This is a genomic window from Polynucleobacter sp. SHI8, assembly GCF_027944005.1.
In the GTDB taxonomy this organism is placed as follows: Bacteria; Pseudomonadota; Gammaproteobacteria; order Burkholderiales; family Burkholderiaceae; genus Polynucleobacter.
Map to the genome: position 1 here is coordinate 1,151,319 of NZ_AP027204.1, position 12,063 is coordinate 1,163,381.

Annotated in this window: 11 protein-coding genes and 2 tRNA genes; 6 read left to right on the plus strand and 7 right to left on the minus strand. The window is 39.8% G+C overall.

Translation table 11 applies throughout. The annotated features are described in order from the left end of the window. Window positions 1–34 precede the first annotated feature (34 nt). Entirely contained in the window at window positions 35–1,672 is a 1,638-nt protein-coding gene (locus QMN06_RS05810; protein ID WP_281971601.1) for an OFA family MFS transporter, read from the plus strand. Between the two features lie 55 nt (window positions 1,673–1,727). Here QMN06_RS05810 and QMN06_RS05815 read toward each other — a convergent pair. After that, window positions 1,728–1,803: transfer RNA gene (locus tag QMN06_RS05815), tRNA-Asn, on the minus strand. A gap of 56 nt (window positions 1,804–1,859) precedes the next feature. Here QMN06_RS05815 and QMN06_RS05820 point away from each other — a divergent pair. Next, entirely contained in the window at window positions 1,860–2,297 is a 438-nt protein-coding gene (locus QMN06_RS05820; protein WP_281971602.1) for a GNAT family N-acetyltransferase, read from the plus strand. On the opposite strand, the gene QMN06_RS05825 is transcribed toward QMN06_RS05820, so the two are convergent. Together QMN06_RS05825 and QMN06_RS05830 are read right to left on the minus strand one after the other, a co-directional pair. Next, a complete protein-coding gene (locus QMN06_RS05825) occupies window positions 2,280–3,107 on the minus strand; it encodes an NUDIX domain-containing protein (protein WP_281971603.1) in 828 nt (275 codons plus the stop codon). The genes QMN06_RS05820 and QMN06_RS05825 overlap by 18 nt on opposite strands. 293 nt (window positions 3,108–3,400) lie before the next feature. Beyond that, a tRNA-Arg gene (locus QMN06_RS05830) sits at window positions 3,401–3,475 on the minus strand. A gap of 178 nt (window positions 3,476–3,653) precedes the next feature. Between QMN06_RS05830 and QMN06_RS05835 the strand changes: the two genes are divergently transcribed. Together QMN06_RS05835 and parC are read left to right on the plus strand one after the other, a co-directional pair. Continuing rightward, window positions 3,654–5,642 (plus strand): DNA topoisomerase IV subunit B, encoded by a 1,989-nt coding sequence (locus QMN06_RS05835; protein ID WP_281971604.1) that lies wholly within the window; start codon window positions 3,654–3,656, stop codon window positions 5,640–5,642. A gap of 13 nt (window positions 5,643–5,655) precedes the next feature. Further along, window positions 5,656–7,980 carry a DNA topoisomerase IV subunit A gene (gene parC / locus QMN06_RS05840; protein WP_281971605.1) on the plus strand — a complete coding sequence of 775 codons (2,325 nt, stop codon included), beginning with the start codon at window positions 5,656–5,658 and terminating at the stop codon, window positions 7,978–7,980. Here parC and QMN06_RS05845 read toward each other — a convergent pair. From QMN06_RS05845 to QMN06_RS05855, 3 genes are read right to left on the minus strand one after another with little or no spacing between them, the layout of a single operon-like run. Next, window positions 7,977–8,465, minus strand: coding sequence for a RidA family protein (locus tag QMN06_RS05845; RefSeq protein WP_281971606.1), 489 nt, complete (start codon window positions 8,463–8,465; stop codon window positions 7,977–7,979). The genes parC and QMN06_RS05845 overlap by 4 nt on opposite strands. A 48-nt stretch (window positions 8,466–8,513) precedes the next feature. Further along, on the minus strand, window positions 8,514–9,689 hold the full coding sequence (locus QMN06_RS05850) for a VWA domain-containing protein (RefSeq protein ID WP_281971607.1): 1,176 nt from the start codon (window positions 9,687–9,689) through the stop codon (window positions 8,514–8,516). A gap of 9 nt (window positions 9,690–9,698) precedes the next feature. After that, window positions 9,699–10,556 (minus strand): MoxR family ATPase, encoded by an 858-nt coding sequence (locus QMN06_RS05855; RefSeq protein WP_281971608.1) that lies wholly within the window; start codon window positions 10,554–10,556, stop codon window positions 9,699–9,701. Between the two features lie 106 nt (window positions 10,557–10,662). Between QMN06_RS05855 and QMN06_RS05860 the strand changes: the two genes are divergently transcribed. Beyond that, window positions 10,663–11,040, plus strand: coding sequence for a cytochrome c (locus tag QMN06_RS05860; RefSeq protein WP_281971609.1), 378 nt, complete (start codon window positions 10,663–10,665; stop codon window positions 11,038–11,040). A gap of 23 nt (window positions 11,041–11,063) precedes the next feature. After that, window positions 11,064–11,408, plus strand: coding sequence for a cytochrome c (locus QMN06_RS05865; RefSeq protein WP_281971610.1), 345 nt, complete (start codon window positions 11,064–11,066; stop codon window positions 11,406–11,408). A 2-nt stretch (window positions 11,409–11,410) separates the two neighbouring features. Here QMN06_RS05865 and QMN06_RS05870 read toward each other — a convergent pair whose 3' ends face one another. Then, the gene (locus QMN06_RS05870; RefSeq protein ID WP_281971612.1) at window positions 11,411–12,049 is read right to left on the minus strand and encodes a GntR family transcriptional regulator; all 639 of its coding nucleotides are present in this window, start codon (window positions 12,047–12,049) and stop codon (window positions 11,411–11,413) included. Window positions 12,050–12,063 lie beyond the last annotated feature (14 nt).

A 12,063-nucleotide genomic window follows, 5' to 3' on the forward strand; every position in this document is an offset into this window, starting at 1 on the left:
TTTTTTAAATTACTTGATCAAGCGGAAAAATACTATGTTTAGTTTCTTAAATAAAGAGTACACGATTGCAGGCCCGGGATTTAATCGATGGTTAGTTCCTCCTGCAGCTCTTGCGATTCACTTGTGTATTGGGATGGCATATGGCTTCTCCGTTTTTTGGCTACCTTTATCGAAATCTTTAGCTGTTTCACAAGGTTTAACCGAAGCAATTAAATGTGGACCGGAAGTAGGTTTTTTCCAAGAGTTATTTACTACGAGTTGTGATTGGAAGATCTCCACCTTAGGTTGGATGTATACCTTATTTTTTGTCTTTTTAGGAATTTCTGCGGCGATATGGGGTGGATGGTTGGAGCGATCTGGTCCTAGAAAAGCAGGAGTAGTATCTGCCATCTGTTGGGGTGGTGGTATGTTGATTTCAGCTTTTGGAATCTACACCCATCAATTTTGGATCATGATTTTAGGGTCTGGAGTGATTGGTGGAATTGGACTTGGTCTTGGGTATATTTCCCCTGTCTCGACGTTGATCAAATGGTTTCCAGACCGTCGAGGGATGGCAACTGGAATGGCCATCATGGGTTTTGGTGGCGGCGCCATGATTGGCTCTCCTCTTGCAGCGCTATTAATTAAAAATTTCGCCACACCAACTGATGTAGGTGTTGCTAAAGCATTTTTGGTAATGGGGGTTATTTATATCATTTATATGTTGGTAGGAGCGATGAGTTATCGCATACCTGCGACTGATTGGAAGCCAAAAGGTTGGATTCCACCTCAGAAAACTACCAGCAACGCAATGATCACTTCGCGCAGTGTACATGTTAAAAAGATCTGGGGGATTCCACAGTTTTGGTTAGTATGGATGGTTCTCATGATGAATGTATCTGCCGGTATTGGGGTGATTGGTATGGCCTCCCCAATGTTGCAAGAAGTTTTTGCTGGAAAATTGATGGGCTTAGATCTTAAATTTAATGACTTAGACAAGTCTCAATTAACAACCATTGCCGGCATAGCGGCTGGTTTTACTGCTTTGCTAAGTTTATTTAATATTGTTGGAAGATTCTTTTGGGCTAGCTTATCCGATAAGCTTGGCCGCAAGGTCACTTATACAATTTTCTTCATCCTAGGAGGGCTTCTGTATGCAAGTGTTCCCTCAAGTGCGAACTCCGGAAATCTATTTGCCTTCGTTATTGCTTTTGGCATTATTTTAAGTATGTATGGTGGCGGTTTTGCGACGATTCCGGCTTATCTTGCTGATCTCTTTGGGACGCAAATGGTTGGCGCTATTCATGGACGTTTACTCACGGCTTGGTCAACTGCTGGCATTTTAGGACCTGTCGTAGTGAACTATATGCGCGACTATCAACTTGGTTTAGGCATACCTAAAAGTCAAGTGTATAACCAAACCATGTATATCTTAGTGGGGATGTTATTCATTGGTTTGATTTGTAATTTACTCATTAAACCAGTAGCTGATAAATGGTTCATGAGTGATGCTGAATTGGCGGAAGAAAAACGATTGGCGCATGAAAAGAGTTTGGCCACTGTATCTAATACAAGTATCTCGAATAATCAAACAACTACCTTGCAAATTGTTCTAGCTTGGGGCTTTGTGGGATTACCTCTTGCTTGGGGGGTCTATCGCACTGGATTAAGTGCCCTTAAATTGTTTAGCTAAAAATTTTGGGTAATAAAAAACCACCTGAAAAGGTGGTCATTTAAAGTTAATTTTTTGGCTCCCCGACCTGGACTCGAACCAGGGACCTGCGGATTAACAGTCCGTCGCTCTACCGACTGAGCTATCAGGGAATAAAAGAGTATTATAACTTTTTTTCTTACAACAACGCAAATTTTACTACGAATTCATGGATATTCAATTACTGAAGTGGCAGCAGGCTGAAGAAATCGCACTTCCCATACGTACGGAAATCTTTGTAAACGAGCAGAGTGTACCCTTAGATTTAGAGTTAGATGAATATGATATCGAGGCAACGCATGCGCTTTTATGGGTCGATGGTCTTACAGTTGGAACTGGAAGGGTATTTAAAAAAGAAATTACTAGTAATGTCTTTTTTATTGGTCGATTGTGTGTTTTAAAAAGATACCGTGGTTTAGGATACGGTGAATATTTAATGAAGACATTGATTCAACATGCAAGACAACAAGGGGCAACTGAGTGTTGTATCCATGCACAAAGTATCAGTCAGCTCTTTTATAAAAAATTAGGCTTTATTGCTCATCCAGAAATATTTATGGAAGCTGGTATCGAGCATGTATTAATGACCTTAACAGTGCCGCAATAAAAAATCTGCAGTAACCACACCAGCATCGATAGTTAGTTCTTCATTGAGAACATATTTAAGCGCTTGTTCGTAATCTACTAAGATGAAATCACTGACTTCCTGATCTTGGTTTTGTGGTTGAAATGTGATGGGCAATTCAAGATCATAGGTATATAAAGTTTCATGATGCAAACTTGAATCAGTTAAACCTCTTCTCACTGTGATGGAACTAATCGGGTTTAATTGCTGAGCTAGTTCAGAGACAATACCCGCCTCTTCACGTAATTCTCGATGAGCAGAGTTAAGCAATGTTTCGTTTGCACCAATTCCACCAGCAGTTATATTGTCTAAGAGGTTGGGGTCGATATGCTTTGTATTACTGCGACGTGCTAACCATAGTTGTTGATTATACGTATATCCATTGATATGAATGGCGCGACTATGAAAGCCGAAGGCACGAAAGAAAGTTCTCTCCACCCGAAAGCGTTCATGAGCATGTTCATCAATATAAGAAAACTCTTCGTCTCTCCAGCCCGTGAGAAGATGAATCTCTCTTAAATACTGCGCCAGGATTCGAAGTTCAATACTTAATAGGTTTGGTGTTGTAGCATCAATAATGATTTTTTGATTTGCACAATGAATGAAGTTGATATTTTGTTCTTCTTGATCCAAGAAATTTTGTATCGCCACAAAAATCGTATGAGTGACATAACCAATGATTTGATCATTCAACTGAACGGGTAATAAATCATGTGGGATATTTCGAAAAGAGGTCTCAATAATTTCCCTTAGTGCAGATCTCGAGTTTGTATTTAATTGATAGTTATTCATGTGCATTTACGTTAAAAGTAAGGACCAATTTTTATTAGGGATTTCACTAATAATTTGTGTTCTCTAAAAAAAAGCAATCAATTTCTGAAAAATTATTTATTAGTTTTTTTTATGCTGCTTAAAAAATTAGCAAGTCAGCTCAAGCCCTAATATTCTTAGATATTTTATGATTTTTGTTTTACTTATCCACAAAACCTGTGGATAAGTATCTTAGTATTTATCCTAATAGGGTATTGACAAGGTATTTAAAAGTATTGAAAAGGTACCAAAAATGAAAATAAATAATTGCTAAATGGTGTCCCCGACTGGAGTCGAACCAGTATCTAGCCCTTAGGAGGGGCTTATTCTATCCATTGAACTACAGGGACATACATCCAACATTGTAAATCCTTCAGAACAATTCACAAAGTAATTGATATATATATGATTATTTTATTATCATGAACTTGTTTCAGAAAGACTTTGAAACTTGATAAGATTTAGTAAAGGAGTCTCAAAAAACACGGTTTTTTAGAGAGATTCATATTCAAGCTACAATTTCCAACTATGGCAACACGTAAAGAACAATATAGCGAATCATCCATTAAGGTCTTAAAAGGCTTAGAGCCAGTTAAACAAAGACCGGGGATGTACACCAGAACAGATAATCCTCTGCATATTATTCAAGAAGTTATTGATAACGCATCGGATGAGGCCTTGGGGGGGCATGGTAAAGAAATCATATTAACGCTACATACTGATCAAAGTATCAGTGTGGAAGACTTTGGACGAGGTATTCCTGTGGGATTGCACCCTGAGGAGAAAATACCTGTTGTAGAAATTGTATTTACTCAATTACACGCAGGTGGCAAATTCGAAAAAGGCAATGCAGGAGCATATGCATTTTCTGGCGGACTTCATGGCGTCGGTGTTTCTGTTACTAATGCATTATCTAAGCGCTTAGAAGTTCAGGTTTGGCGCGATAAACAATATTCCACCCTTGCATTTGAACATGGATTTTTAGTAGATAAGATTTCTAGTAAAGCGATTGCCTCAGGTGAAAAATCTTCAGGTACGCGAGTTCGTGCTTGGCCAGAAGCTAAATATTTTGATTCTGCTGTGATTCCTCTTGCCGAATTACAACGTTTGCTCAGGTCTAAAGCTGTTTTATTACCTGGAGTCAAGGTAACCCTGATCCAAGAAAAATCTGGTGAAACACAGTCTTGGTTTTATGAGAATGGATTGAAGGGGTATTTAGACGAAGCGATGTTGCAAGCTGGACATAGTGAGTTGCTCATTCCAGCGTTTGATGGGGAGCATTTTGCAGAACCTGATCGTGCTGGTGAAGAGAACTTTGCGCAGGGCGAAGGAGCTTCTTGGATTGTTGCTTGGACAGAAGAGGGCGCTCCAGTTCGGGAAAGTTACGTGAATCTTATTCCAACTACTGCTGGCGGTACCCATGAAAGTGGGTTACGTGAAGGTTTATACAATGCAGTGAAAAGTTTTATCGATATGCATGCTCTCTTACCCAAGGGGGTGAAGCTGATGCCTGAAGATGTGTTTCAACGTGCGTCATTTGTTTTATCGGCGAAGGTTTTAGATCCACAATTTCAGGGGCAAATTAAAGAGCGATTAAATTCGCGTGATGCTGTCAGATTAGTTTCCGGATTTGTAAAGTCAGCTCTTGAGCTGTGGCTTAATCAACATGTTGATTATGGTAAAAAATTAGCTGAATTAGTCATTAAACAAGCGCAGGCTAGAACCCGTGCGGGACAAAAGATTGAGAAACGAAAGTCTTCAGGAGTTGCTGTCCTGCCTGGCAAATTAACTGATTGCGAAAGTGAAGATATTGTTATTAATGAGATTTTCCTAGTCGAGGGTGATTCTGCTGGTGGATCTGCAAAGATGGGACGTAATAAAGAATATCAAGCTATTTTGCCCCTTCGCGGGAAAGTTTTAAATACTTGGGAAACAGAGCGAGATCGATTATTTGCCAATAATGAGGTTCATGACATTGCTGTTGCAATTGGGGTAGATCCTCACGGCGTGAATGAAAACCCTGATCTGAGTAATTTACGTTACGGTAAGGTTTGTATCTTATCGGATGCCGATGTCGATGGATCACACATTCAAGTCTTATTGTTAACGCTGTTTTATAAGCATTTCCCTAAACTGATTGAACGCGGACATATTTACGTTGCAAGGCCACCATTGTTTCGTGTTGACGCACCCGCTCGTGGTAAAAAGCCTGCACAAAAAATATATGCATTAGATAGTGGTGAGTTAACTGCAATTGAAGATAAGCTCAAAAAAGATGGCTTGAAAGATGGTAGTTGGCAAATTTCTCGGTTTAAAGGTTTAGGTGAGATGAATCCAGAGCAATTATGGGATACCACTCTTAATCCTGACACAAGAAGACTTTTACCGATTTTGACAGGTGAGATTAACTTAACCGACACCAATAAGATGATGGATATGTTGATGGGTAAATCAGAATCTTCTGCAAGAAGGAATTGGTTAGAAGAGCATGGTAATGAAGTAGAAGCGGATATTTAATCAAGAATAATTTATGTCGAATAACGAACCAGATTTATTTTCTAACATACCTCCTGAACCTACAGATACATTGACGCTTGCTAATTATGCAGAGCGTGCTTATTTAGATTATGCAATTAGTGTGGTCAAAGGACGTGCATTACCTGAGTTAGCAGATGGTCAAAAACCAGTTCAACGTCGAATTCTTTATTCGATGAATGAAATGAGTTTAAAAGCTGATGCTAAGCCAGTGAAAAGTGCTAGGGTCGTTGGTGATGTATTGGGTAAATTTCATCCACACGGTGATCAATCTGCTTATGATGCTTTAGTTCGATTGGCACAAAATTTTAGTCTTCGATATCCACTCATTGATGGCCAAGGAAATTTTGGCTCACGTGATGGTGATGGTGCTGCTGCCATGCGATATACCGAAGCAAGATTGACAAAAATTGCCAGTTTGTTACTTGAGGAAATCAATCAAGGAACTGTCGATTTTATTCCAAATTATGATGGCACGATGGAAGAGCCTGCTTTATTGCCGGCAAGACTCCCGTTTGTTCTCCTGAATGGTGCATCTGGAATTGCAGTAGGGATGGCAACTGAAATACCATCACATAATTTAAGAGAAGTTGCTGCTGCTAGTATTGCGGTATTAAAAAATCCAAAGATCAATGAAGATGAAATTTTGTCTTTGATTCCGGGGCCCGACTTTCCCGGTGGCGGACAAATTATTTCTTCCGTAGAGGAAATTGCAGAAATATACAAAGTAGGACGCGGTAGTTTGAAAGTCAGAGCTAGATGGAGCGTTGAGGAGATGGCTCGAGGCCAATGGAAGTTGGTCATGAATGAATTACCACCGAACACCTCCACGCAAAAAGTATTGCAAGAAATCGAAGAGCTAACCAATCCAAAGGTTAAAGTAGGTAAAAAAGCTTTAACAGCAGAACAAAATTCCCTCAAACAAGCTACTTTGGCGCTGTTAGATGGAGTCCGAGATGAGTCAAGTAAGGACGCTGCCGTGCGTTTGGTGTTTGAGCCAAAGACTAAAAACATTGACGAAGCAGAATTTGCTAACTTTTTATTAGCCCATACTTCTTTAGAATCCAATGCTTCGATCAACCTTGTCATGATTGGCACAGACGGACGTCCAAGGCAAAAAGGGATTTTGACTATTCTTCAAGAATGGGCTCAGTTTCGCATCGAGACGGTGACGCGACGGACGCAGCATCGTCTAGGTAAAGTTGATGATCGCATGCATATTCTTGAAGGACGTCAACTTGTCCTGTTGAATATTGATGAAGTGATTCGAATTATCCGTAATAGTGATGAGCCTAAAGTTGATTTAATGGCAGCCTTCAAATTATCTGATCGTCAGGCTGAAGATATTTTAGAAATTAGATTACGTCAATTAGCTAGGCTTGAAGCTATCAAAATTGAGCAAGAGTTATCAGAGTTAAAGTCTGAAAAAGAAGATTTGGAGAGTTTGTTGGGAAGCGACACTCTTATGCGTAAAAAAATCATCAAAGAAGTTGAAGCAGATGCGAAGACTTTTGGCGATGATCGTAGAACACTTATTCAAGAAGAAAAACGTAGTGTTGTCCAAACGAAAATTATTGATGAGCCAGTTACCGTGATTGTTTCCCAGAAGGGTTGGGTACGTTCTCGCCAAGGCCATGGACATGATGTATCACAATTTGCATTTAAAGCAGGTGACGCATTATTTGCGATCTATGAATGTCGAACTATTGATGTCATGATTGGAATTGGTAGTAATGGTCGAGCATATAGCGTCCCTGTCTCCGACTTACCTGGAGCTAGAGGAGACGGATCTCCTTACACCTCATTTATCAATTTAGTACCTGGAACGCAGATGGTTTCTTATTACGCAGGTTCAGGAGATGATTTACTGTTGATTGCCTTAGCATCGGGTAATGGCTTTTTAGCCAACGTGAGTGATATGGTGACCAGGAATAAGGCTGGTAAGAGTTTCGTTGGTGTTGATGAAAAATTTGAGGGTGGTGATCGTGTGCTGCCTTTACAAGTTGTCCGTGAAGGTATGAATATGGTTGCTTGCCTTTCTGGTAATGGGCGCTTATTGACCTTTGAGACCGCGGATTTAAAACGACTTCAAGCAGGTGGTAAGGGCGTTATATTAATGGATCTTGATGCCAAAGAGTCTTTGCAAAGTGCGATTGCATTTGGACCAAAAGGTTTGCAAATGGATGGTTTAGGGCGTTCTGGAAAGCCGACATCCGTAAATGTCTCTTATAAAACTTTAATGGATTTTAAAGCGCAAAGGGCCAGGAAAGGTCATGCGATTGAACCTAAACTTAAAGATGCGAAGTTGCAACAGGTTTAAATAAAATTACGGATCTCTGCTACTAGCTCAATTTCTACACAAGCACCCAGAGGTAATTGAGCCACACCGAATGCGCTTCTCGCATGTCTGCCAGCATCACCGAAAATATCTACCAGTAAATCTGAGCAACCATTCGTGACGAGATGTTGTTCTGTATATTCAGGAGTAGAGTTGACTAGACTAGTTACTTTGATGATGCGCTCCACTAGATCTAAATCGCCTAAATGCTTATCTAATGTTGCTAGGATATCAATAGCCACAGCCCGCGCAGCTAATTTACCCTCATCTGTAGTCATGTTTAAGCCAAGCTTACCAACCCATACTTGATTATTCTTTTTGGCAATATGTCCTGAGACATACACGAGATTACCGACATGGCTTGCCATGACATATGATGCTGTAGGCGAAGTTGCTTTTGGAATCTTGATACCTAAAGCTTTGATACGTTGAGTTAAAAGAGAGGGGGTGTTAATCATTCGGTTCATCTGAGACTCCTATAGATTCAGTTTAGCTAATAGCTCTATGATAATGTTTTATTTTGATAGATCTCTCATGGCGCTCTCGAGACCTTGAATAGTAACTGGGTACATTTTTGATTTCATAAGATCTTTGATAATCGAAACCGATTGTCGATACTGCCAAACCTGTTCCGGTTCTGGATTGAGCCAAGCATGATGTGTATAGTGATCTAACATGCGATTGATCCAAGTAGCTCCTGGTTCACTATTGGAGTACTCTACAGAGCCACCAACAGCCAAAATCTCATAGGGGCTCATGGTGGCATCACCTACAAAAATTAATTTATAGTCTGACCCATACTTTCGAATAATATCGATCGTAGGTATTTTTTCAAGCGTCCTGCGTCGATTATTTTTCCATACAAAATCATACAAGCAGTTATGAAAGTAATAATGCTCTAAGTGCTTGAATTCAGAACTGGCCGCTGAGAAAAGTTCTTCAACCCGGGCGATGTGATCATCCATGGAGCCACCGACATCCATTAATAGAAGCACTTTGACTTGATTATGCCGCTCTGGGCGCATTTTGATATCTAAAAATCCTGCATTCGTAGCTGTCGCAGTAATTGTTTGATCAAGATCTAACTCCGTTTGTTGGCCTTCTCTAGCAAAACGACGAAGACGTCTCAAAGCAATTTTGATGTTTCTTGTGCCTAATTCGACTGAGTCATCATAGTCAGCAAAGTTGCGTTCATCCCAGACCTTGATGGCGGTCCGATTACCCGCTGATTTACCCCCGATGCGAACACCTTCAGGATGATACCCATTATTGCCAAAAGCTGAAGAGCCACCAGTTCCAATCCATTTACTACCTCCTTCATGACGTTCTTTTTGTTCGTCTAATAACTCTTTTAAACGCTTAATGAGCTCCTCAGGGCTTGTAAATTTCTCTAAGGCGTTTTTTTCTTCTGGAGTGAGATCACGTTTTAACTTCTCTTCTAACCACTCGAGGGGAATATCTGGGTAAAGTTCAAGAAAATTTTCAATACCATTGAAATATGTACCAAACGTTTTATCAAAACGGTCATAAAATTTTTCATCTTTGACAAGTGTCAGCCGTGCGAGGTAGTAAAAATCATTGATAGAAGGCGTAATTACTTGCTTTTTTAAAGCCTCTAACAAGGTTAAAAATTCTTGAATCGAAACCGGCACCTTCGATTTTTTTAGAGCATAGAAAAAGTCAATCAGCATACAGATACTTTACCGATTTTGACGATTCATAAAAATTAATCGTTCAAATAAATGTACATCTTGCTCATTTTTCAAAAGTGCTCCATGAAGAGGAGGGATAGATGCTTTGCCATCTTTACTTTTGAGATCATCAGCAGATAAATCTTCAGCCATGAGAAGTTTGAGCCAGTCGATAAGTTCAGAAGTGGATGGTTTTTTCTTGAGTCCCGGGAGATTTCGAACCTCATAAAACGTTTGTAGAGCGGTTGCTAAAAGATCTTTCTTGATATTAGGATGATGCACATCAACGATTTTTTGCATAGTTACTGGATCTGGGAAGGCAATATAGTGAAAAAAGCAACGCCGTAAAAAAGCATCAGGTAATTCTTTTTCGTTATTAGAAGTAATGATGACTAAAGGACGATGAATGGCTTGGATCATTTCCCTAGTTTCGTACACGAAAAATTCCATACGATCTAGTTCTCTTAATAAGTCATTTGGGAACTCGATGTCAGCCTTATCAATCTCATCAATCAATAAGACCGTTGGTTCGGAAGCGGTAAATGCTTGCCATAAAACTCCCTGAACAATGTAATTACGAATATCTTGAACCTTAATGTCACCTAGCTGAGAGTCACGCAGACGACTGACAGCATCATATTCATAAAGGCCCTGCTGGGCCTTCGTAGTTGATTTGATATGCCACTGTAACAAAGGCATACCTAAAGATGCCGCCACTTCTTCAGCTAGCATCGTTTTTCCTGTACCGGGTTCACCTTTTATGAGAAGTGGGCGTTGTAACGTAATTGCGGCATTGACTGCCATTTTTAAATCATCAGTTGCAACATAATTTGTTGAGCCCTGAAAGCTTTGACTGGTCGTTGTCATTGATAATCCTTAAATAATTTGCTTGAATTCTACAAATGAACTCTTCATTCATACTTATCCTCTATACTATTATCTTATAAAGTTTGTTTTTTAAATTAGATTAAAAATGATGAAAATCCAAGTTACAGCCCCTACAAAATTATTACTTTCCCTAACCTTATCCATTACAGCACTTAGTTTGACAGTTCATGCAGCCGAAATTCAAGGTAATGCTGAGCAAGGTGCCAAAAACGTCAGACTTTGCGCTGGATGCCATGCCATTCCCGGTTATCGCTCATCCGTCCCTGAAATTTATACGGTACCATTGATTGGTGGCCAATCTCCTGGTTATATCGTTGCTGCGCTTCAAGCCTACAAAAAAGGTGAAAGAAAGCATCCCACAATGCGTAGCGTTGCTGGATCACTCTCAGATCAAGATATGGCTGATTTAGCAGCTTACTATGCTGCACAAAATGCCGAAACCAAAGCCAATAAGCTTAAATAAGAAATGTATTTGAAAGGTTAAATATGAAACGTTTTGTATCTATCGTTGCTGTATCGTTTATTGTTGCTTCTAGTTCATTTGCTGCGAGTATTGAGTCTGGTAAAGCATTAGTTGAAAAAAATAACTGTGCTTCTTGCCATGGACCTGACTTAAAAAGTCCGATTGCTCCTAATTATCCAAAGATTGCTGGACAGCATCAAGATTACCTTTTTTATGCATTAAAAGCCTATCAAGTTGAAAATAATCCACAAGTTGGTCGTGGCAATGCGATCATGGCTGGACAAGCGAAGCAATTTAATCTTGCGCAATTAAAAGATATGGCAGCCTATATTGCAACACTTCCTAGTGATTTGGTACTTAAAAAGTAGTCTTAACTGGCTGCAACTTGACCTTGCTGAAGGTGGTTGATCATTAATTCCTGAGCAATGTCACCTTTTCTAGCAATGATGGCAGATAGAATTTGACGATGTTCTTGCAGCGATTGCTCGAGTCTGCCTAATTTCGTGAGTGAGTTTCTGCGTTGCAACTTCAGTACTTGTCTTAGATCTGTGATGACCTTTCGCATCCAGCGATTACCGGATATTTCTTGGATTTTGTCATGAAATTCCTGATTTAATTCAAAAAAACGATCGATGTCTCGATCAGCTGCAGCTTTTTCTAGCCTGAGATGAATCCCATCAAGCCATTCTAATTGTTGATCAGTTGCTGTATTTGCGACAACTTTACAGGCATTACCTTCCAGTAGAGCAATGACATGGAAAATTTGAGCAATCTCAAGCTTGTCGACTTCCGTAACATACGCGCCACGACGTATTTTCATGGTAATAAGACCCTCAGAGGCAAGTACTTTTAGAGCTTCTCTCAGGGGAGTGCGACTGATACCAAATTGAGTAGTAAGTGATTTTTCATCAATCCAACTACCAGGTGTGAGTTCATGCGTAAATATTTTTCCTCGAATCAAATCGGCGACTTCTTCATAGAGAGGTTTACTTGCTAAGGTTTGATTCATATTGACTTTAAATT

Bases quoted from the DNA above. Each gene is read 5' to 3' on its own strand.
- QMN06_RS05810 (WP_281971601.1), top strand. From the start codon at position 35: ATGTTTAGTTTCTTAAATAAAGAGTACACGATTGCAGGCCCGGGATTT.
- QMN06_RS05820 (WP_281971602.1), top strand. From the start codon at position 1,860: ATGGATATTCAATTACTGAAGTGGCAGCAGGCTGAAGAAATCGCACTT.
- QMN06_RS05825 (WP_281971603.1), bottom strand. From the start codon at position 3,107: ATGAATAACTATCAATTAAATACAAACTCGAGATCTGCACTAAGGGAA.
- QMN06_RS05835 (WP_281971604.1), top strand. From the start codon at position 3,654: ATGGCAACACGTAAAGAACAATATAGCGAATCATCCATTAAGGTCTTA.
- parC (WP_281971605.1), top strand. From the start codon at position 5,656: ATGTCGAATAACGAACCAGATTTATTTTCTAACATACCTCCTGAACCT.
- QMN06_RS05845 (WP_281971606.1), bottom strand. From the start codon at position 8,465: ATGAACCGAATGATTAACACCCCCTCTCTTTTAACTCAACGTATCAAA.
- QMN06_RS05850 (WP_281971607.1), bottom strand. From the start codon at position 9,689: ATGCTGATTGACTTTTTCTATGCTCTAAAAAAATCGAAGGTGCCGGTT.
- QMN06_RS05855 (WP_281971608.1), bottom strand. From the start codon at position 10,556: ATGACAACGACCAGTCAAAGCTTTCAGGGCTCAACAAATTATGTTGCA.
- QMN06_RS05860 (WP_281971609.1), top strand. From the start codon at position 10,663: ATGATGAAAATCCAAGTTACAGCCCCTACAAAATTATTACTTTCCCTA.
- QMN06_RS05865 (WP_281971610.1), top strand. From the start codon at position 11,064: ATGAAACGTTTTGTATCTATCGTTGCTGTATCGTTTATTGTTGCTTCT.
- QMN06_RS05870 (WP_281971612.1), bottom strand. From the start codon at position 12,049: ATGAATCAAACCTTAGCAAGTAAACCTCTCTATGAAGAAGTCGCCGAT.